The organism is Ruegeria sp. CDSB136 (assembly GCF_059610965.1).
In genome coordinates this window covers 1-20,383 of the sequence record NZ_JBXWOP010000031.1, presented here as the reverse complement: position 1 = coordinate 20,383, position 20,383 = coordinate 1, and the positions used below count along the sequence as shown (strand labels likewise).

Sequence of the window (20,383 nt, the reverse complement as noted above, 5' to 3'; positions counted from 1 at the left end):
TATTCGGCCTTATCCCCGCGGTATTGAGTAAACCGTGTAGCCGCCGGTCTCAGCCATTTGCCTGGCTTCGTACATGTCCACAAGCGATTGCGCCGCATCGCTGCCCGTCGGGCACGACACCAGATCGGCGGTATGATCCAGAAATTCGACGGTAAATTCGGTCTCGCCTGTGAGCTGGCACCAGTCATCCTCTGATCGATATCCACGCACCAGCAGCAGATCATCATTGGTCGGGGCCGGGGCAGCGCCTGTGTCAGGTGTATTGACGCGCGGCGCCTCATCACACGCGAAAAGCGCCAGGGCCGCCCCAAGCAAAATCAGTTTCTTCATATCGCGGTTCCCTATTCATTATCACGAATTGGCAGGATCATAGCACAGAGTTGAATCCGCTAAGTGATCTGCATCACCCGGTTATCATGCATGGACAGAGCGTACCGAACCCGTTAGGACGCAGACGTTTGCCAAATAGGAGCCTGCCCATGTCCGATGACCGCCTGATCGTTGCCCTTGATGTTCCGAATGCCCTGCAAGGGTTGGCCATGGCCGAGCGGCTGGGCGACAGCGTTTCGTTCTACAAGATCGGGTTGGGAATGCTGACCGGTGGCGGATTGGCCCTGGCCAATGAGCTGAAGCAGGACCACGGCAAACGCATCTTTCTGGACATGAAGCTGTTCGACATCGGCAACACGGTGGAAAACGCAGTACGCGGGTTGGCGCAATTCGATCTGGATTTCCTGACCGTGCATGGCGATCCGCACGTGGTTCGCGCGGCCAAAGAAGGGGCGGCAGGCAAAGACCTCAGGATTTTGGCGGTAACGATCCTGACTTCGCTCAACCGCGACGATCTGGATGCCAGCTTGCTGAAAGACGGAACAGTGCAGGAACTGGTCGTTGAACGTGCCGCGCGCGCGCTGGAAGCCGGGGCCGACGGGGTCATTGCAAGTCCGCAGGAAGCAGCCCTGATCCGCGCCCTGCCCCAGGCCGAAGGTCGGCTGATAGTCACACCTGGTGTCCGCCCTGCAGGGGCCGCTTTGGGCGACCAGAAACGCGTGGCCACACCTGCCAGCGCCATCGGCGACGGGGCCGATCATATCGTGGTTGGCCGTCCGATTTATCAAGCTGACGACCCAAAAGCAGCAGCCGAGGCCGTTTTGGCAGAGCTAAATTCTTTGACCAGAACCTAATCTGGCATGGATGATTGACGTAGCCGATACAGCCAAATCGGCTCGCAACGCCTTGACCTTAGGTCAATTTCGGTGACAGCCGCGCCAAATCGTCCCTGTGCCTGAAAACACACATGAAAAACACAAGTTCACAACGCAGGCTCTCAGCTCTGTCGTAATTGTAAGTTTTGGGCGATTCTTTAGGGGTATACTCCCCAACGGGCCATTTCTTCCTGAGGTCCGTTACCTCCCCCCGCGCAAGTGCGGGGGGTCTTCTTTGGCAAAAACCAGGTCTCCCATCACTGCGCGACGCCCGACAAGAGGTCCCGCAATCAGTGGCGTTTACCGGATGCGCAACCACTTCAAAAATCTCTCCTATGGCGCAATCCGCAAGGACATCATGGCCTTCGCGCCAACGCTGCGAAGATCTCTGCAGCCCGGTTAAGGAATACTCCGTAAGTCGTTTCCGTGAATCACCACCGATTCTGGTTCAGAAAACAGCACCGCCTTTTGCCGTGTCGAAATCCATGTGCCGCTTTTGCTTTGTTCTGAACCACGTTAGAATTTAGCGGATTGCTCGGGCGAACCAAGCCCGCGCCGGGCTAGGAAGTGACTGAAATGCCTGCTCTCTGTCAGGATTGCCTTACACAAATGGAAGCCGGAAGCAGGTGCCCGTCCTGCGGCAGCCCGCGCGTCAAATCGCATCCGGAGCTTTTTGAGCTGAACATCGCGCACATGGACTGCGATGCCTTCTATGCCTCGGTCGAAAAAAGGGACAATCCAGAACTCGCAGATAAGCCGGTTATCATTGGCGGCGGCAAACGCGGGGTCGTGTCCACCGCCTGCTATGTGGCACGCATTCGGGGCGTGCGATCGGCCATGCCGATGTTCAAGGCATTGCAGCTGTGCCCCGACGCGGTGGTCATCAAACCGCGCATGTCGGTTTATGCGGACGTGTCACGTCAGATCCGGTCGATGATGGATGAACTGACCCCGATTGTGGAGCCATTGTCGCTGGATGAAGCCTTTATGGACCTGTCTGGAACCTATCGCCTGCACGGCGCCCCACCAGCGGTGATGCTGGCGCGGTTGGTCAAGCGCATGAAAGATGAGCTGGGCCTGACCGGGTCAATCGGACTAAGTCACAACAAGTTTCTGGCCAAGGTTGCATCCGACCTTGATAAGCCGCGCGGATTTTCAGTGATCGGCAAGGCCGAGACTGCAGAATTCCTGCACAACAAGCCTGTACGGCTGATCTGGGGCATTGGCCCTGCGGCCCAGGACTCTCTGGATCGGGCTGGTATTCGCAGTTTTGCCGATTTGTTGCGTTGGGATCAGGAGGCTTTGACCGCACGGTTCGGGTCGATGGGTTATCGGCTGTGGCACCTGGCGCGCGGGCAGGACAAGCGCCGCGTTTCCGGCAATGAGCCGATGAAATCAATCAGCAATGAAACGACTTTCTTCGAGGATACGGCCAGTATCGACATTCTGGACGGGCATTTGTGGCGTATGTCCGAGAAAGTGGCCGACAGGGCCAAGGCCAAGGGGTTGGCGGGACGGGTCGTTACACTGAAACTCAAGAAGGCCAATCACAAGATCATCACACGGCGCGTTTCCCTGCGCGACGCGACTCAGATCGCCGACCGCATCTATCGAACGGCGCGTGGGCTTTTTGATCAGGTCGGAGATCAGGGACCATATCGCCTGCTTGGTTGCGGATTGTCGGATCTGTGCCCCGAGCACCAGGCCGATATTTCGGGCGACCTGCTGGACCCCGGTGCGGCAAAGCGGTCACAGGCAGAGCGGGCCACAGATGAAATCCGACGACGTTTTGGATCTGAGGCGATCGTGAAAGGGCGCGCGTTGCGCTAGGGCTATTCGGCAGCCAGACGGGCCGGTTCGGCGCCGATGCAGGCAATCTCTGAGATCACATCGCGCAGTATGGCGCGGAATTCATCGAAATTTTCGCTGGGCTCAATGGTGTCTTCGTTCATATAAAGCGACCGGTCGATTTCAATCTGAACCGCATGTTGATGACGCACGGGGCGACCATAGGTCTGGGTCACGTAAGCACCGGCAAACGGGGCATTGCGCGCTACATTCAACCCGGCAGATTCAAAGGCAGCTTCGATTCGATCGACGACCTCACCATTCGCTGATGCCCCAAACCGGTCGCCCAGAACAATTTCCGGCCGTTTAGTCTGTGCATTGCTGGCCATTGCGACGGCTTCATGTGGCATCGAATGGCAATCGATCAAAATAGCCTGCCCAAATGCCTCGTGCGATTCTGACAAAAGGGACTTCAGGCGTGCGTGATACGGGCGCCAGCATGTGTCGATCCGCAGGCGCGCTTCGTCCATCGTCAGTTTCCCGCGATAGATGGCCCGACCGTTGGCAACCACGCGCGGAATCACACCCAACCCGGACGCAACACGCGGGTTGTGACCATGTCTGCGCGCGCCTTCGATCAGGGCCGGATCCAGTTCATCGGCACTGCGATTCAGATCCAGGTATGCGCGCGGCATTGCAGCCGATATCAGCGGCGCACCAAATTCGGATGCCGGGGCAAACAGCTGATCGACAAAAGCATCCTCCGAGGATCGAATCACGCTTGGGCTTAACACTGTCTTCTTGAGCAGGGACTCAGGGTAGACGCGCCCGCTGTGTGGAGAGGAAAACACCACGCATGACGTACGCTTGACGGGCAATTCCAGTATATAGGCTGCGTTTGACATGGTGACTCCTTGTTCGCACTCAACATAGACCGGAAAATAGTTCTTCCAAACCCCTTGAACCCCTTTGCGACTCCTTTTATAGACCCCGCTACCGGCGCGGGGTTCCGCGCCCCATTTCGTTATGGGGCACATCTCGCAAAGGTAAGTGGGCGGTTAGCTCAGCGGTAGAGCACTTCGTTGACATCGAAGGGGTCACAAGTTCGATCCTTGTACCGCCCACCATCGTTTTCACTGCTTCGGGTCTGACCCGGGGCACCCGCTAACCCAGGCGCTGGCCACGTCTCTGATGAAGGCGCCGCAGATTGGAGACAGACCATGAAGGTCAAGAACTCGCTCCGCTCGCTCAAGAACCGGCACCGTGACTGCCGTGTTGTGCGTCGCAAAGGCCGCGTCTACGTGATCAACAAGACGCAGCGCAAGTTCAAAGCTCGTCAGGGCTAAGAACTGCATTGAACCGCTTAAAGAAACCGCGCCGTTGAGCGCGGTTTTTTTGTTGTCTGCATTAGTCCGCGCAACATGGTACGCTTGCCTCATTTGATCGGAGCGCGAATTCCATGAGAGGACAAGGCGTCGACATACTGGTCGGAACGACCAAAGGTACATTCATCATCACCAGCGACCATGAAAGGTCGAATTGGAAAGTTTCAGGCCCGCATTGCGATGGCTGGCCGATAAACCATGTGATCGGCGACGCAGAAACGGGCTTGCTTTGGGCCGGCGGCGGCAACGATTGGCACGGTGCGGGCATCTGGCGGTCTGAAGACGGTGGAGAAACTTGGGAAGTGACAAGGCTTACCACCGGTCAGAGGGACGAATGGGCCAGCAATGACCCTGATTTCGCCAAGATGGTCGGCTGGACCGGCGAACCTATGCCTTTCACCGACGCATTTTCACAAATCTGGTCGCTGAGCTACGGGCACGGCACGTTGTATGCAGGCGCCAAACCAGCGCGTTTGCTGACCAGCCATGACAACGGGCGGACGTGGGAGACTGTCGAAGGCCTTACCAACCATCCTTCAGCGCCGGACTGGAATCCAGGGGGCGCCGGATTGGTATTGCACACAATCCTGGCAGACCCGGGTGACAGCCAAAAACTCTGGGTCGGCATCTCAGCGGCGGGGGTCTTTGCGTCAGAAGACGGGGGCAGGAACTGGGAACGGCGCAACCGGCTGTCCAACGCGGAAAGCTGTGATCACAACGATCATCCCGCGGCCCCAAGAGATGGTGAGACAGGCCATTGCGTGCACAACATGGTGAGGGCCCCGAAGACCACGGACTTGTTGTACCAACAGAATCACCACGGGGTCTGGCGCTCGGCCGACGGGGGGCGCAGTTGGGTGGAAATTACCGAGGGCCTTCCATCGACTTTCGGGTTTCCAATTCACGTTCATCCGCGAGATCCCGGCACGATCTGGACTTTACCCCTGAACGGCGACAGCATCGGCCGCTATCCACCCCACGCAGCAGCAGCGGTTTGGAAATCCACTGACGGCGGCGCGACATGGCAAGATCAACGGCACGGGCTGCCGCAGGAAAGCTGCTATTTTACGGTACTGCGTCAGGCTATGGCCGGAGACAGCCGAGACCCCGCAGGAATTTATTTTGGAACAAACAGCGGGTCTGTTTTTGCGACCGGTGATGAAGGGGACACCTGGAACGAAGTGGCCCGACATTTGCCGACCATTCTCTCTGTTGAGGTTCTGGACCATGAATAGATCATTCGTGGCGATGAGACACTGATCCAATCACGGCCAGCGGCTCGATTGGTCATGAAGAGTGTGAAGACACAAGCTGCGCCATTTTGACCGAGTAAATTTGTCAGATTACCTTGCATCCTCCTGAGAATCGTATAATTGACCAATTCAGTCGGATAACGATCCGCTACAACTTCAATCGTTGGGAAATATGATGCTGAAATCCTCTACATGCGTTGCTGCCGCTCTGACGGCCCTGATTGCAACCTCCGCCACCGCTGACGGCGAGCTGAACCTTTATTCTTCGCGCCACTACGACACGGATGAGCGTCTTTACACCGATTTTGAAGATGCCACCGGGATCACCATCAATCGCATCGAAGGCAAGGCAGACGAACTGATCGCTCGGATGGAAGCCGAAGGCGCAAATTCTCCGGCCGATATCCTGCTGACAGTTGACACATCACGCCTTGCGCGCGCCAAGAACGCAGGCATTCTGCAGACCGTGGACAGCGAAGTTCTGGAAGACCGCATTCCGGCAAATCTTCAGGACGAAGACAATCAATGGTATGGATTTTCGCAGCGCGCCCGCATCATCTTCTTTGACAAGGAAGGCGTCGCCAACCCGCCGGCTACTTACCTGGACCTGGCCAAACCCGAATTCAAAGGTCAAGTCTGCATTCGTTCGTCCAGCAATACCTACAACCAAACCCTGCTGGCCTCTATCATTACCAACCACGGCGCGGAAGAAGCCAAAAAATGGGCCGAAGGTGTCGTTGCCAACATGGCGCGTGACCCACAGGGTGGTGACACGGACCAACTCCGCGGCATCGTTTCGGGTGAATGCGAAATCGCGGTGTCCAATTCCTACTATTTCGCACGTGCCTTACGTAAGGACGTGAAGGGCCTGAGCGACCAGATTGACATGATCGGCGTGCAATTCCCCGCTCAGGACGCCGAAGGCGCGCATATGAACCTTTCTGGCGCGGGCGTTGCGGCACACGCCCCGAACGAGGAAAACGCAATCAAGTTTCTTGAATATCTTGCCAGCGAACAGGCTCAGGAATACTTCTCGTCCGGCAATGACGAATTCCCGGCCGTTGAAGGTGTTGCTCTGGCTGAGCCGGTCGCTGCTCTGGGTGAGTTCAAGGCTGATAGTGTCAACCTGTCCGAAGTTGCCAAGAACATTCCGGATGCGCAGAAGATCTTCAATGAGGTCGGCTGGAAATAAGCTGACTCCATTCGAGCGGGAACGAGGCGCGGTCAGGCGCGCCTCTTTTTCTATTGATTAAGGCTAAAAATCTGCCAATATTCCCAAATAAGGGAAAAATTCTCGATTCTGAAAAATGCTGGATAATATCTCGAACCGGCTTGCAAGCCAGCTCAGTGAACTGCGCAAAAGACAGGGCTGGTCCCTGGACCAGCTGGCCAGCCGCAGCGGACTTAGCCGGGCGACCCTGTCCCGCCTGGAAAAAGGCGATGTCAGCCCGACGGCGGAGAGCCTTGGGCGTTTGTGCGCAGCCTACCAGTTGCCCATGTCCCGGCTTTTAATGATGGTCGAAGACAGTTTCGACCCCAAAATTCCGTTCGAACGACAGGCCGAATGGCGCGATCCGGAAACCGGGTTCACACGGCGCTCGGTTTCACCGCCCGCACCCGGGCTCAGCGGTGAAGTTCTGGAATGTCACTTGCCGCGGAACACCGTGATTTCCTATGACGCACCCCCCAATCCGGGGCAAGAACACCATTTGGTCGTATTGGACGGCGGCCTTTCCCTGACGCTGGATGAAGCAACACATGAACTGGCCGGAGGAGATTGCCTTCGGTATCACCTGTCTGGCCCGACCCGGTTTGAAACAGGCGCACTGAAAGGCGCGCGTTATATTCTGGTGTTGTTGTGATACAGCGGCTTGACGAAAACAGCTTTGAAGCCGCCCTGCCCGATCTCAGCGAGATTCTCCACGCCTGCGTTCATGCAGGGGCCAGTATTGGCTTCATTCTCCCTTTTTCCCACGAGGATGCGCGGGCGTATTGGCTGGACAGGATACTGCCGGACTTACAGGCCGGTCTTTTGGATCTGTTTGTATTTCCGGACCGGGGTCGCATTTTGGGAACGGTCCAGCTTGTCCCTGCAGCGATGCCAAACCAACCGCATCGCGCGGATGTAGCCAAGTTGCTGGTTCACCCTGATGCAAGAAGGCGCGGTCTTGGGCGAAAACTGATGGCAGCGCTTGAGGGGCGTGCGATCGAACGCGGCAGATCCGTATTGGTTCTGGATACGCGCAGCACAGACCCTTCCAGAATCTTGTACCAAAGCATTGGATTCCGGAGCGCCGGGGAAATCCCAAATTACTGCCGCAACCCCTTTGAAGACCGCCTGGAACCCACAACGTTCATGTTCAAATTGCTGGAGTAAGAACAGCGCATGAGAGTTGTCGAACCCACAGTTCAATGTTTTGCTTATCATCAGTGAGTTTAGAAGATCTTGTGGTGCGGGTGGAGGGCAACATGTTTATGTTGCCACATGTTGCAAATGAGCCCACCCAAGATGGGGGCCTAGTTGGGGGCCTGAATGGCAAAACTATCTGCAGTAAAAATAAAAAGCGCTCCCGTCGGTGCAAAGCTACAAGACGGTGACGGGCTGTTGTTCATCAAAGGCAAGAACGGCGGGAAGTGGAAATTCCGGTTCTCGTTCGGCGGCAGACGGCGAGAAATGGGGCTAGGTTCTTTTCCAGAGGTGTCTTTGGCTGACGCTCGAAAGCTAAGGATGCATTGGGCCGGTGTTCTCGCTATTGGCTCAGATCCGATTGCGGAGCGAGAGCGCCAGCGCCTTGAAGCTGAGAATAGCCAGAACGATCCGACATTCGAAGAAATGGCCGAAGTGGTATTCGAGGGACGCAAGGAGCGGCTGCGCGGCGACGGTGATAGAGGGCGCTGGTTCTCCCCATTGCGCCTGCATGTGATCCCTAAGATCGGAAAGCGCAGGATTAGCACACTGCACCAGCGAGATATTCATGACGCTCTTAAACCGATCTGGCGCACCAAGCACGAAACGGCAGACAAGGCGATGTACCGGACGCGCATGGTTCTGAGGCAAGCAAAGCTTATGGGCTACGATGCAGAGCCGTTCATATGTGACGCGGCCCGGCACATGCTTGGCTATGTCGAACGGGCTCAAAAGCCCCTGCCCGCGACACCATGGCAAGAGATCCCGGATCTTTATGCTCGGCTGGACAAGGAACACCCGTCTTACCTGGCTTTGCGCTTTACGATCCTGACGGCGGCGCGCTGGATGCCGGTCCACGGTGCCCAGTTTGAAGAAATTGACGGTGATGTGTGGACAGTCCCGAAAGAGCGAATGAAGGGCCAGCGGGGCAAAGTTCAGGATTTCCGCATCCCACTATCGACCGAGGCCATGAATGTGGTTGAGATATGCCGCGAACTGCGCCGCAATGACTTCCTGTTCCCGAGTCCGAGGACAAACAAAGGCATCAGCAACGTGGCCATGACAAAGGTTCTGAATCGCATTAATGAAGCGGGTCGAATCCACGGCTTCCGGTCGTCATTCAGGATGTGGATTCAGGATAATGAAACGGCCAGCTTCGAGGTCGCGGAAACGGCACTAGCCCACGCTATCGGCAACAAGGTCGAGCGGGCCTATGCGCGTTCAGATCTGCTCGAAAAGCGCCGCATCCTCATGCAGAAATGGGCCGATTTCGTCATCCAGGCGGAAAGCAAGATTGTGCAGCTTCGCGGCTAGATCGGCGGCGGCTCCGTCCGTTTTCGACGCAACTTTTTGTGCACTCTGGGGGCAAGACCTAAATTCAAGTACATTTTCAACGGCAGCTTCACACCAATTGCGGACGCTCGAAAAAATTTGGGCTTTGACCGAATTGCGGACTAAGCGGTCATAGGCAAATAATGCGTGAAGCGAGAAAGTAATTGACCAAAATGCAGCCCGTCCGTCGCGCTATTTTCGTCTGCACTCAGCCTAAAAACACAGAGTTCGCGGACATTACATTTGTCGCTGCCTCGGTTCACATTTTCGGTGCGGCATGTAACAGTTCAGATGTTTGTCGTCGATCATGAACCGGAGGCCGGTCCCTTGGCATTTCCCAAAAACGCCTGACGCGCTGAAAATTTCTAGGAACAGTTGGGGCAACAGGTGCTCTTCTTGGCAGTGTGAGCCTTTCGTCAAATTCTTCATTTGCCGGAACGCGGCAACTTGACGACCTGGTCGAATACGATGCAGTCGGGCTAGCGCAACTTGTAAAAACGAATGAAATCTCTGCGGTCGAACTCGTCGAGCGGGTTATCTGACCAAAGGCTTGGGTAGGCTAACTCGCGCTGCACCGCCGCAGGCAATGCCGTGATGGCACCCCCCCAGCGATTGCCAAATTCGTTTAAAGTTTCGGATCACGTGCTCGTGGTGGTTGGCATTCCGCTCTATGGCAGAAGTCCCAATTCCTTGTCGGATGCCGTGCCAGCGTACTTGTCTTTCGTTGGCCACGGGCGGGATTGCCACGCAGGCTCGAAAGCGAAGCTGGAAACTTTGCGCCCCGGCAAAAGCGTGCCGTTTCCAGCTCCGCGCGCGTAGTCGTAATAGAGTTTCACGATCTCTTCTTTGGAGACCTGATGTGTGGCGGGATGGGACATGCACGCATGCTGCCAAGCTTTCACGCGCGCATATTCATAGCTGTCCGGAAGTTCAAAATTCTCATAATAATCGAGAAACCAAAAGCGCTTGAAAATCGGAGCAAAGACGGCCTCTGCAAGTCCGAAATCTTCAAACAGATAGGTTCCGGCAGGGCTATGCTCCATCAGGAAACCGTTGAGATCCTTGTAGAGATTAAGGAGCTTGGTGTTGTGATCGATACGAGCACCGCGATCTTGGTTCATGACGTATAGGTATCCGGCCATGGTGAGCGCATTCTCGCGCGCAATCAGCATGGACTCAACCGCGTGTTCGTATGGGTCGCTTCGGCGCAAAGCCGGGCCTTCGATGATTTCGTCGAGGTATCTCAGGATGACCAGACTCTCCTTGATGATTTTTCCCTCCGGAGTCTCGATCACCGGCAATGCGGTTGTGCCGCGCGTCTTCTTCAGGAGTTCCGGGTCGCGTGGCTTTGTAATGTCGACAACCCGAAAATCGACTGTTTCCCGCCGGTCTCTCAACGCAAGGAGTATCTCCAACCGTTGGGAAAACGGGCAGACAGGGATGTGGTAGACGATGTGCTTTGCTTCCACGAGGTAAGCTCCAATGCATTATGATATTGCCCATTTCCTTCAGAAGGCCGGAGCTGCGGCGGCAATGTCGCAGCCATCCTCCCTCTGAGTTCCGCTTCAGGACGGATCCGGCATGGGTGGGATCTGGCGCAGATACAGAATGACGGCATCAAGGTCGTCTGGTGTCATCCGACTGTAATAACCATAGCCCATCGGCGGCATCATCGGAGATCCGTCTGGTCGGACGCCGGTCGTGATCATTTGAGCAAGTTCGTCGTCGCTCCAGTGTGTCAGGCCATCTTCGGGGTGCTGGGTGAGGTTTGACGAAACTGAGGTGCCCCAAGGGCCATGGAATTCGAACCCGCCTGCGCCCAATTGGTTCATCCAATCGGGCCCCTTCGGCCCCATCGGGCTGTGACACTCGATGCAATGCGCCACTGGGCCAGCTAGATACTCTCCATAGGAAACCGTAACGCCTTCATTAGGATGAGGGACTGACCCGATGGGCGGACCGTACGCCGGTGGCAGCGGGATATTGTAGACGCTCTCGCCGGGATCATTCTCGACGGGTGGTAGGCTGCGCAGATACATCACCATAGACATAACGTCATCATCCGACAGGCGACTGTATAGAGCGATGGGCATAGGGGGTCCTATAACCCGCGTGCCATCCGGTGTGATTCCTTCGCGTATGGCGCGAGCCAATTCTTCGTCGGTCCAGTCCGCAACGCGGCCCGCCGGCGTGATATTGGGCGCGATTGCTGTGAAGCCGGGTGTCTTCTCGACAAGCCTGCCGGCATGGTTCATGTCCATGATGGGGCCGTCTGGTCCGATGGGTGTATGGCAATTGCCACAAGCGGCGGGGCCCTCGACGAGATACTCGCCCCGTTCCAGTGATGGCTCTGCCAACGCGCCTGTTCCGACGAATGCCGCGATAATCGCAAATGACTGCAGTCTCATTTCTTGCTCCCCAAAGTGCTCACCACATTGTACCCAGTGTTTGTATCTCCAAAGGACAAATTGATTTTCGCCAAAGCAGCAGGACAGCATTTAAACCGTTGGCAGGACTTTCGATAAAGCTGAGGCTCGAATTTCTGCTTGGCTCGCGGACAGATCGCTGGCTGTTAATCGGTCGCGAAGCAGTACAGCAGACCTGCACCACCAGTCTTTGGCAGATCGCTCTCTCCACACCCAGCTGTCCCATGGGACGAGTTCCAGGAAATCATATTTCTAGAAGAGTTCAGACCGATGCGGTCGTGGTGACCGACGATAGCGGAACCCTGTCCATTGCTGGTCCAGTTGCTGCACGTCGTGTCGCCACCCGCTGTCGAAAAATGTCCGTTTGAGTCCGCTCCCGTGAGAATATCGTGTTTGTTGGGCTGACTGCCCCGCCCATTGACCTGATTGCCATTCTCATCAAGTGCAGTTTGCAGGCTGATATTCACGTTCGCGCTGTGTAGGTCATCCACATCCTTCGCGATCATAACGCCGTCTGCGTTATACCATGGACCGGAGCCGATACGGTCTCTCGCGCTTATGCCATCAGTCACCACAGGGCTACCGCTGCTTCGGTCGATAATCATGCTTGCGCTCAAGTAGGCGGCCCACGACCGTTGCGAACCCGCGGCTTGAGCAAGTTTGGTGCAATGTGCATCGGCGCCTTCGAGGCCACCAAAGTTTGCTCCATCACCGGACCCTTCACTTGTAATGAAGAAAGACATCTCTTCGCCGGTTGATTGAGCAAAACTGCTTTCAACGCTTAACGCGAGTGCCGCTGTTACTGAAAAAAAGGTCATTACGCTCTGATGGGAAACAGGGTACATTGTCGTCCTCCAATCACTTGATCAATTAAGACAGCCTAGTTCAACAAGCGAACTTGCGTCCAGTCAGTTAACTATCCTGCCGGGCTGCAGCCTCAAAGATTCAATTACCGAAGCACGATTGCGACGCGAACGGGTCGTATTTCTTTCAGATTGAGCTGTAATAAACACTCAAAGCAGCGCTGACAATCGGGATTTGGCTGCACAGGTCATGGCGCAAAACGAAAACTTCCAAGACATGCTGGTGGAAATTGCAAAGGTCTACGAGGCCGAGGTAGACATGCAAGGACCTCATACAGCGAACACACTTTTGGTAACGCCATCTCCTGTTGCTTTCGAACCGGTGCCACCATGCTCGTTTGATGGCGGTATGCGTGAAGTGTTGGCCAAGAGCACTCACCCTGCAGCTCGTTCGGTCTTGGCAGCACAGCATCTGTTGGACTGGGGATCAAACCCAGTTGAGGGCAATACCCAAGCGAGTATCGCCGCCTTGATAAGCGTACTGACACTGATGGGACCAGAAGGACCGATACCGGCGCCAGACGTTAGGTTGGGTTTGGTCTATATGCGGCCTGACAGCTACTATCCGTTGCACCTTCATGACGCAGACGAGACATATGCCATTATAGCTGGACAGGCCCTTTGGACGGCCGGAGATGACATTCGCATGAGAGGGGTTGGTTCAATGATCCATCATCCAAGTATGATGCCACATGCATTTCGTACAGGTGCAGAGGGTTTTCTCGCAATCTGGCGCTGGAGTGGCGACATCAACACACACTCTTACACCTTTACTGAACATCTTGAAGATGAGTTGCTTGCATAATGTACGACCAATTGCTGTGCTGCGTCGGCCAAACAGCGTAGCGTCAGCGAACTTTCAAAAGACAATCATTCGAAAAAGTTCGGATGGGTCTCATGAATAAACTCAATCGTTTCATCAAGACGCGACAGATGCGCCCGGATCGCGGTCTGAGCTGCGTCAAGATCTCTCGATGCTAAGCTCTCAGCGATCGCGCGATGGTCTGCCAAAATCGACGTGGCTTCGCTGGATTTTTCGAGGCTCAAGAGGCAGAGTCGATCCACCTTTTGTTTGCATTCAAGCATGACTTCGAAGGCGGTAGGATTACCGCTGAGAACGTAAATCAACTTGTGAAAATCATAGTCCAGCGCGTGGAATGTCGTCAGATCACCGCTCTCGATAGCCTGTTCCTGCAAGCGTATGTTCTCGGCCAATTGAGCTTGGCATGATGCATCCCAAACGCCTACCGCGCGGTAAACGATCTCCAGTTCAACGGCCAGGCGCACCAATCTGGCGAGTTCCACCCGCTCCATCGAAAATCCGCGGACTTCGGTTGCTTTTTGCGGCCTGATCAACAACAGATCGTCATTGCCAAGTCGTGTGAACGCATTCCTGACGGGTTGACGCGAGACGCCAAATCGGCGCGCGACTTCGGACTCCGACAGCTTTGTGCCGGGAAGAATTTCAAGCGAGATTATTTCGTCATGCAGTTTTTCGTAAACCGCATCAGTTGTGGTTCGTCTGACTATATCTTCCACGAATTCTCTCTCGCATCCCAATGGCACAGGCAAGTCGAAGCCCGCCATAACACCTCTAAGTACTTGAAACTGCTCAAAAATAAACCCCCTTCCAAAGAGCCCAAATCAGAACCGATCTTTACCCCTATGAAAAGTCTAAAGAGGCCCTGTGTCAAGTAGTTTGGGATACTAGGTGACAAGTATTGACAAAACTTGGATACTAGTACTCGATAAAGGGGCAGTGATTCCGGCTCTGGGAGGAAGCAGGAAGCCATGCTTCTACCGACCTCCCTGACTTCGAAAAGCCAGGTCCTGTCCAAAATTCAACGGGGAGGAGAACCCATGACTTTTACGAAATCGCTCTTTGCAGCTGCCACCGCGGTTGCTCTCATCGCAACTTCGGCGTCCGCGGAGAGCTGGCGCGCTTGGAACATTCACAACGACGGCCACCCGAACACTGCGGCCATGGACAAATTCGCTGAGTTGGTCGATGCGGCCACGGGTGGCGAGATCACCATCGACGTGTTCCACGGCGGTGTTTTGGGCTCGCAGCCTGACGCGTTGGAGCAAGTTCGCATAGGCGCCATCGAGGTCGGCAACTTTAACCTTGGTCCCATTGGACCAATGGTTAAAGAGGCGAACCTGGTGTCCTTGCCGTTCATTTTCAAGAGCGTGCCGCACATGTTCCGTGTTATGGAAGGTGAAGCGGGTCAAACCGTTGCCGCCGCGATGGGTGAAGCGGGCGTGCTGCCTCTTGCCTGGTTCGACGCGGGCGCGCGTTCGTTCTACAGCCAGAAGCCAATCAACACACCGGCGGATGTGGAAGGCCTGAAGATCCGTGTGATGAACAATGATCTTTATACTTCGATGATTTCGGCGATGGGCGGCAACCCGTCCCCAATGGCATTTGCCGAAGTGCAGCAGGCGTTGAAGACAGGCGTTGTGGACGGTGCTGAGAACAACTTCCCCTCGTTCAAGAACGTCGGCCATTACGAAGTGACCACCCACTACTCACTGTCCGAGCACCTGATCATACCTGAATGCATTTGCGTGAACACCGCCAAGTTCAACGCCTTGTCTCCTGAAATGCAGGAAGCTGTCCGTGGAGCTGCACAAGAAGCAGCCCTTGTTCAGCGCGAGCTATGGGCGATTGGCTCCGAGCAGGCGCGCAAGGATGTGGAAGCCGCCGGGATCGCCGTAAACGAAATCGCTGACAAAGCGCCGTTCCAGGCGGCAATGGATGCGGTTTATGCCGATTACCTTACGGCAAACCCTGACATGCAGGCCTTAGTCGATATGGCGAAAGCCACCGAATAAGCTGGTTTGATCAGCAAAAAAACGAGCTCCCGGCTCCAACTATGGCAGCCGGGAGCTTTATCTGAAGGGGGGCAAATGAGCGAGCATAAAAAAGCACCGGCGTTTTTGCGACCTATGGACAGAGCCTTCGATTTTCTTTCTCGAGCTTGTGTTTTTATCGCGGGGATCGCTCTTGTTTGCATGACCGCAATATTCGCATGGCTGGTCTTTGGACGTTATGTGCTGAACAACACGCCCACGTGGGTCGAGCAAGTCTCGCTACTTCTGGTCATGGTCATTGCGTTTTTGGGTGCAGCCGCCGGGGTGCATAATCACACGCATCTTTCCGTGGTGATCTTTCGCAACATTGTCCCGACGCCGGTGCGCACGATCTTTGTCATAGTCTCGGACATCCTGATGGCCGGATTTGGCGCGATGATGTTCTGGTACGGGATCGAGTTGACCAAGTTCAAATGGAAAACACTCATACCCTTGATCCAGTGGTCGGAAGGTCTGCGCTCACTGCCTTTAACGATTTGCGGCGCGCTTTTGTTTCTCTTTTCCGTTGGTCACCTCATACGCCTGTTTCTCGGCAGGGATGAGCGCCAAGACAATATAGATCAAGGCTAATCATGGGACTGATGCTTCTTCTTGGGGTCTTTGCCCTTTGCGTCATAATCGGTACGCCGGTAGCCTTTGCCCTGGGCATCTCAGCTTTGGCGGCATTCTGGTACGAAGGCCTACCGCTTTTTGTCGGGTTTCAAAGGATCGTTTCCGGGGTCAACGTCTTTTCGCTGATGGCGATCCCGTTCTTCATCTTCGCGGGCGAGCTTATGTTTCATGGCGGGATCGCCATGCGATTGGTCAAATTCGCGCAGGCAGCGGTTGGTGCTGTGCGTGGCGGTCTGGGGATCGTCAATGTGTTCTCGTCAATGCTGTTTGGTGGTATCTCCGGATCGGCCATCGCGGACATCTCGGCACTTGGATCAATCCTTGTCCCGGTTATGAAAGACAAAGGGTATGATGCCGACTACGCGGTCAACGTCACGGTGACCTCCTCCATCGCCGGGATCATCATTCCGCCCAGCCACAACATGATTATCTTTGCACTGGCAACTGGTGGCGCGGTGTCGATCTCCAAGCTTTTTCTGGCGGGTGTGGTGCCAGGCGTGCTGATGTGCTGCTGCCTTGCGATTGCAGCCTATGTTGTGGCGGTTAAACGCGGCTATCAGGCCGAGCAATTTCCCGGTTGGACAGCACTAGCCATTGCCTTCGTCGGTTCGATCCCGGGATTGCTGACGGCAGTGATAATCGTTGGCGGAGTTTTGTCTGGAGTCTTTACCGTGACCGAGTCCGGTGCCTTTGGGGCAATGTATGCCTTCATCGTGACACTTATCGTCTACCGCAGTCTTAGCTGGGAGGGATTCAAGGAGGCGGTGATATCTTCAGTGCGCACAACTTCGATGGTCATGATCCTGATCGCTTGTGCGGGCGCATTCGCCTACATGCTGACCTTCAACCGCGTGCCCACCAAGACGGTCGAATTCCTGCTGGGTATAACCGAAAATCCGATCCTCATCCTGCTAATGATCAATGCAGTTCTGCTGCTTCTTGGAATGATCATGGACATGGCAGCGCTGATCCTGATCTGCACACCGATCTTTCTACCGGTGATGAACATGTTGGGGATCGACCCGGTGCAATTTGGCATGATCCTTTTGGTCAACCTCGGCCTGGGACTGTGCACGCCGCCTGTGGGCACCTGTCTTTTTGTAGGTTGCGCAGTTGGCAAGCTGCCAATGGAGAAAGCCGTGAGAACGATCTGGCCGTTTTACCTCGCGATCTTTTCAGCGCTCATGCTGATCACCTTCATACCGGCGATCTCCCTGACGTTGCCGAACCTAATAATCTCCCAATGATCGGCGGAGTGTGCAGCTCATGTTGACGATTAAGAGACTGGATATCACCGACGCCGAGAGGCTGATCGCAAGCGCACGCGCCAAAGCACGTCAGATCGGCGTGCCAATGTGCATCGCCGTGACCGATGAAAGCGGCAACCTCATCGCTTTTGAGCGTATGGACGGTGGCAAGATTACCAGCATTCAACTGGCCATTGACAAAAGTTTTACCGCAACTGGAATCCAGAAAGGCACAGGTGCCTTGGGAGAAGTAAATCAGCCTGGCATGCCTGCGCACGGAATCTCCTCCGCTTTGGGTGGGCGCATGGTTGCTGTTGCGGGCGGCTTGCCGATCATGTCGGGCGGCGTTGTCGTTGGCGGCATCGGCGTGAGTTCCGGATCGCCCGCGCAGGATCTCGAGGTGGCGCAAGCGGGCGCAGATGCATTCGATAACACGCCCACATGACAGTATGAAGGAGCGACATATGACAGCCCCAAAAATTGGATTCATTGGCCTTGGCCTGATGGGTGGCAACATGGCCGAATGCTTGCAAAACAACGGGTATGACCTGGTGGTGATGGGGCGGACGCGGAGCGCCCTAGAGCCCGCGCTTGCGCGGGGCGCGGTGGAAGCCAGCACCCCGAAAGAACTCGCTCTAGCCAGTGATATCGTCATGCTCTGCGTGACGACTTCGGAAGTCGTTGAAAGCTTGATCTACGGCGACGAAGGGATACTCGCTGGTATCAAGCCGGGGACAACCATCATTGATTTCGGCACGTCCATTCCGGCATCCACCCAAAAGATCGGAGCGGATTTAGCTGCAAAAGGGGCGGGAATGATTGATGCGCCTTTGGGACGCACGCCAGCACACGCCAAGGACGGGTTGCTTAATATCATGGCCGCAGGTGACATGGACACCTATGTCAAGGTGAAGCCCGTGCTAGACGTGCTTGGCGAAAACGTCTTTTACCTTGGTGCGCTTGGGTCAGGCCACGTGACGAAGCTGATCAATAACTTCATGGGCATGACTACCGTTTGCGCGATGAGCCAGGCTTTCGCTGTTGCCAAACGCACCGGAATTGACGTGCAGCAGCTGTTCGACATCATGTCGGCGGGCCCGTCCAATTCGCCCTTCATGCAGTTTTGCAAGAACTATGCTGTCGATGGGGTCAGTGATCTTGGCTTTTCGATTGCGAATGCTGCCAAGGACATCGGATATTTTGTACAGATGACACAAGACATGAATACCCGGGTCGAGATCGCAGAAGGTACTGCCGCTAACCTGGCTGCCGCTCTAGAGGCAGGCATGGGCCATGACAATGTCCCTGAAATCTATGATCTTTTTGTGCAACGCGGCGCATAAGCGTTTAACGACTACTGTCCAATCTATTTCGCGCCGATTTCAGCTTTGAAGGACTTCCAATGAAACTCGAAGGAAAAACCGCCATCGTCACAGGAGGGGGCCGCGACATCGGCAGAGCCGTCGCCGAGAAATTAGCCTCAGAAGGCGCAAGTATCGCTATCAACTACTTCTCAAGCTCCAAAGGAGCGGATGAGACCGTCGAGGCCATAAAGACGCAAGGTGGCCGTGCAATCGCAGTTCAGGGGGATTTGAACAACAAGGTAGATGCGGATGCGCTGGTTAAGGCGGCAGTGCAGGCCTTTGGCGGCGTCGATATCCTCGTTAACAATGCGGGCGGACTCATTGCCCGCAAGACCATCGCGGAGATGTCTTTGGAGCATTGGGAGGCCGTGATGCGCCTTAATGTCACCAGTACGTTTCTTATGACTCAGGCGTGCCTGGCGCACATGAAAAGCGGGGCGATCGTGAATCTGGCAAGTCAAGCCGGTCGCGACGGAGGCGGTCCGGGAGCCGTTGCCTACGCTGCCTCCAAGGGGGCGGTGATGACCATGACCCGAGGGCTGGCCAAGGAAGTTGGTCCAGAAATCCGTGTTAACGCGCTTTGCCCCGGCATGATCGACACGGATTTCCACAATATTCACACACCGGACGCCGGGAGACGCGGCTTCGAGGCAAACGCCCCACTCAAGCGTCAAGGGCATGTTCAAGATACGGCAAATCTTGTCCTGTTTCTTGCTTGCGACGACAGCGCTTTCATCACCGGTGCGAATATCGACATCAACGGCGGCATGCTTTTCTCGTAACACACAAGGATCACATAATGTCTGAGTATCCCATTGTCTCAACCGGACCCGATGTGACCCGGCAAGTCTTGTCGGATCATGATCAGTTGATGGTTGTTGCCTTCAGGTTTGCAGCGTCGGGAGCCATTGGAACCCTTCACAGCCATCCCCATGTGCAATCGACTTACGTAGAAAGCGGCCGATTTCGGTTTACGCTTGGCCAGGAAGAGCGCGAAGTTGGTCCTGGCGACAGTTTCGTGATCCCTTCCGACCAGACCCACGGATGTGTCTGTCTCGTGCCGGGCGTTCTAATCGACACCTTTACTCCGCGCCGTGACGATTTTCTCTGACCGCTCTGGTCCGAAACGCGTTTTGTCGATTGGCGAGTGCATGGCCGAACTCGCTCCGACAGGGGACGCGAGGACGTTTCGCTTGGGCTTTGCCGGAGATACCTTCAACACCGCTTGGTATCTCGCTCAGATTTCGACACAGGCAGAGGTCGCCTATTTCACCGCCGTTGGCGATGATGACCTGTCCAGCGAAATGTTGAAGTTTATGCGGGCCAGCAATATTTCTGACGCTCATGTTCAGTTCATACCAAACAAAACTGTTGGTCTCTATCGCATACATGTGAGTGAGGGCGAGCGCAGCTTTACCTATTGGAGAGAGGCGTCGGCTGCACGTCAACTCGCCAAGGACGCAAAGGCATTGAATGCCGCAATTGATGAAGCGGACTTGATCTATTTCTCAGGCATAACGATTGCGATCCTTGACGAACTTTCCCGTAACCCCACATTCCCCAAGTAAGTCGCTGTTTCCGCTGTCGTGATCGTGTTATTTCCGATATAAATCATGGTGTTGGTGAC

General features: G+C 55.3%; 23 protein-coding genes, 1 tRNA gene and 1 pseudogene. 18 read left to right on the top strand and 7 right to left on the bottom strand.

The window, feature by feature from the left end:
* Positions 1 to 9: 9 nt before the first annotated feature.
* On the bottom strand, positions 10 to 330 hold the full coding sequence (locus AC2FIR_RS22750) for a hypothetical protein (RefSeq protein WP_496747780.1): 321 nt from the start codon (positions 328 to 330) through the stop codon (positions 10 to 12).
* A gap of 149 nt (positions 331 to 479) precedes the next feature.
* Here AC2FIR_RS22750 and pyrF point away from each other — a divergent pair, with 149 nt between their 5' ends.
* Positions 480 to 1,184, top strand: coding sequence for an orotidine-5'-phosphate decarboxylase (pyrF, locus tag AC2FIR_RS22745; protein WP_170610999.1), 705 nt, complete (start codon positions 480 to 482; stop codon positions 1,182 to 1,184).
* Between the two features lie 597 nt (positions 1,185 to 1,781).
* On the top strand, positions 1,782 to 3,035 hold the full coding sequence (locus AC2FIR_RS22740) for a DNA polymerase IV (RefSeq protein ID WP_170611002.1): 1,254 nt from the start codon (positions 1,782 to 1,784) through the stop codon (positions 3,033 to 3,035).
* A gap of 2 nt (positions 3,036 to 3,037) precedes the next feature.
* Here AC2FIR_RS22740 and AC2FIR_RS22735 read toward each other — a convergent pair whose 3' ends face one another.
* Positions 3,038 to 3,898 carry an N-formylglutamate amidohydrolase gene (locus tag AC2FIR_RS22735; RefSeq protein ID WP_496747779.1) on the bottom strand — a complete coding sequence of 287 codons (861 nt, stop codon included), beginning with the start codon at positions 3,896 to 3,898 and terminating at the stop codon, positions 3,038 to 3,040.
* A 147-nt stretch (positions 3,899 to 4,045) separates the two neighbouring features.
* Between AC2FIR_RS22735 and AC2FIR_RS22730 the strand changes: the two genes are divergently transcribed.
* The 7 genes from AC2FIR_RS22730 (at position 4,046) to AC2FIR_RS22700 (ending at position 9,352) form a co-directional block, all read left to right on the top strand.
* Positions 4,046 to 4,120, top strand: a tRNA-Val gene (locus tag AC2FIR_RS22730).
* Positions 4,121 to 4,213: 93 nt separating this feature from the next.
* Positions 4,214 to 4,339 (top strand): type B 50S ribosomal protein L36, encoded by a 126-nt coding sequence (ykgO, locus tag AC2FIR_RS22725; RefSeq protein WP_005648635.1) that lies wholly within the window; start codon positions 4,214 to 4,216, stop codon positions 4,337 to 4,339.
* 113 nt (positions 4,340 to 4,452) lie between these two features.
* A complete protein-coding gene (locus AC2FIR_RS22720) occupies positions 4,453 to 5,613 on the top strand; it encodes a sialidase family protein (protein WP_496747777.1) in 1,161 nt (386 codons plus the stop codon).
* Positions 5,614 to 5,806: 193 nt separating this feature from the next.
* Entirely contained in the window at positions 5,807 to 6,823 is a 1,017-nt protein-coding gene (locus AC2FIR_RS22715; RefSeq protein ID WP_480912986.1) for a Fe(3+) ABC transporter substrate-binding protein, read from the top strand.
* Between the two features lie 115 nt (positions 6,824 to 6,938).
* A complete protein-coding gene (locus tag AC2FIR_RS22710) occupies positions 6,939 to 7,493 on the top strand; it encodes a helix-turn-helix domain-containing protein (protein WP_480912984.1) in 555 nt (184 codons plus the stop codon).
* Positions 7,490 to 8,008: a GNAT family N-acetyltransferase gene (locus tag AC2FIR_RS22705; RefSeq protein WP_480912982.1), complete on the top strand. Its 519-nt coding sequence runs from the start codon at positions 7,490 to 7,492 to the stop codon at positions 8,006 to 8,008. Before AC2FIR_RS22710 ends, AC2FIR_RS22705 begins: the two co-directional genes overlap by 4 nt.
* 156 nt (positions 8,009 to 8,164) lie before the next feature.
* Positions 8,165 to 9,352, top strand: a complete 1,188-nt coding sequence (locus tag AC2FIR_RS22700; RefSeq protein ID WP_496747775.1) for a tyrosine-type recombinase/integrase — start codon at positions 8,165 to 8,167, stop codon at positions 9,350 to 9,352.
* A gap of 686 nt (positions 9,353 to 10,038) precedes the next feature.
* Here the strand turns inward: AC2FIR_RS22700 and AC2FIR_RS22695 are convergent.
* The 3 genes from AC2FIR_RS22695 to AC2FIR_RS22685 all read right to left on the bottom strand — a co-directional run bounded on the left by AC2FIR_RS22695 (position 10,039) and on the right by AC2FIR_RS22685 (position 12,641).
* A complete protein-coding gene (locus tag AC2FIR_RS22695) occupies positions 10,039 to 10,839 on the bottom strand; it encodes a glutathione S-transferase family protein (RefSeq protein WP_480912978.1) in 801 nt (266 codons plus the stop codon).
* 96 nt (positions 10,840 to 10,935) lie between these two features.
* Positions 10,936 to 11,778, bottom strand: coding sequence for a c-type cytochrome (locus AC2FIR_RS22690; RefSeq protein ID WP_496716909.1), 843 nt, complete (start codon positions 11,776 to 11,778; stop codon positions 10,936 to 10,938).
* Positions 11,779 to 11,942: 164 nt separating this feature from the next.
* The gene (locus AC2FIR_RS22685) at positions 11,943 to 12,641 is read right to left on the bottom strand and encodes a hypothetical protein (protein ID WP_480912974.1); all 699 of its coding nucleotides are present in this window, start codon (positions 12,639 to 12,641) and stop codon (positions 11,943 to 11,945) included.
* 193 nt (positions 12,642 to 12,834) lie between these two features.
* Between AC2FIR_RS22685 and AC2FIR_RS22680 the strand changes: the two genes are divergently transcribed.
* On the top strand, positions 12,835 to 13,464 hold the full coding sequence (locus tag AC2FIR_RS22680) for a dimethylsulfonioproprionate lyase family protein (protein ID WP_170611029.1): 630 nt from the start codon (positions 12,835 to 12,837) through the stop codon (positions 13,462 to 13,464).
* 65 nt (positions 13,465 to 13,529) lie between these two features.
* Here the strand turns inward: AC2FIR_RS22680 and AC2FIR_RS22675 are convergent, their stop codons facing one another.
* A complete protein-coding gene (locus tag AC2FIR_RS22675; protein WP_480913010.1) occupies positions 13,530 to 13,973 on the bottom strand; it encodes a GntR family transcriptional regulator in 444 nt (147 codons plus the stop codon).
* A 24-nt stretch (positions 13,974 to 13,997) separates the two neighbouring features.
* Positions 13,998 to 14,246 (bottom strand): annotated as a pseudogene (locus AC2FIR_RS22670) (GntR family transcriptional regulator); the annotation flags it as partial.
* Positions 14,247 to 14,519: 273 nt separating this feature from the next.
* Here AC2FIR_RS22670 and AC2FIR_RS22665 point away from each other — a divergent pair.
* From AC2FIR_RS22665 to AC2FIR_RS22630, 8 genes are all read left to right on the top strand, one after another.
* Positions 14,520 to 15,494 carry a TRAP transporter substrate-binding protein gene (locus AC2FIR_RS22665; protein WP_170611035.1) on the top strand — a complete coding sequence of 325 codons (975 nt, stop codon included), beginning with the start codon at positions 14,520 to 14,522 and terminating at the stop codon, positions 15,492 to 15,494.
* 180 nt (positions 15,495 to 15,674) lie between these two features.
* Positions 15,675 to 16,103, top strand: coding sequence for a TRAP transporter small permease (locus AC2FIR_RS22660; RefSeq protein WP_480490904.1), 429 nt, complete (start codon positions 15,675 to 15,677; stop codon positions 16,101 to 16,103).
* A gap of 2 nt (positions 16,104 to 16,105) precedes the next feature.
* On the top strand, positions 16,106 to 17,392 hold the full coding sequence (locus tag AC2FIR_RS22655; RefSeq protein ID WP_170611038.1) for a TRAP transporter large permease: 1,287 nt from the start codon (positions 16,106 to 16,108) through the stop codon (positions 17,390 to 17,392).
* Between the two features lie 19 nt (positions 17,393 to 17,411).
* Complete coding sequence (locus tag AC2FIR_RS22650; protein ID WP_170611041.1) at positions 17,412 to 17,837, top strand: GlcG/HbpS family heme-binding protein; 426 nt, start codon at positions 17,412 to 17,414, stop codon at positions 17,835 to 17,837.
* A complete protein-coding gene (locus AC2FIR_RS22645; RefSeq protein ID WP_480490907.1) occupies positions 17,812 to 18,735 on the top strand; it encodes an NAD(P)-dependent oxidoreductase in 924 nt (307 codons plus the stop codon). The genes AC2FIR_RS22650 and AC2FIR_RS22645 overlap by 26 nt, the downstream gene beginning before the upstream one ends.
* Before the next feature lie 59 nt (positions 18,736 to 18,794).
* Positions 18,795 to 19,538 carry an SDR family NAD(P)-dependent oxidoreductase gene (locus AC2FIR_RS22640; RefSeq protein ID WP_170611047.1) on the top strand — a complete coding sequence of 248 codons (744 nt, stop codon included), beginning with the start codon at positions 18,795 to 18,797 and terminating at the stop codon, positions 19,536 to 19,538.
* Positions 19,539 to 19,555: 17 nt separating this feature from the next.
* Complete coding sequence (locus AC2FIR_RS22635) at positions 19,556 to 19,867, top strand: cupin domain-containing protein (protein WP_170611050.1); 312 nt, start codon at positions 19,556 to 19,558, stop codon at positions 19,865 to 19,867.
* On the top strand, positions 19,851 to 20,324 hold the full coding sequence (locus tag AC2FIR_RS22630; RefSeq protein WP_496763277.1) for a PfkB family carbohydrate kinase: 474 nt from the start codon (positions 19,851 to 19,853) through the stop codon (positions 20,322 to 20,324). Before AC2FIR_RS22635 ends, AC2FIR_RS22630 begins: the two co-directional genes overlap by 17 nt.
* The last annotated feature ends 59 nt before the right edge of the window (positions 20,325 to 20,383 follow it).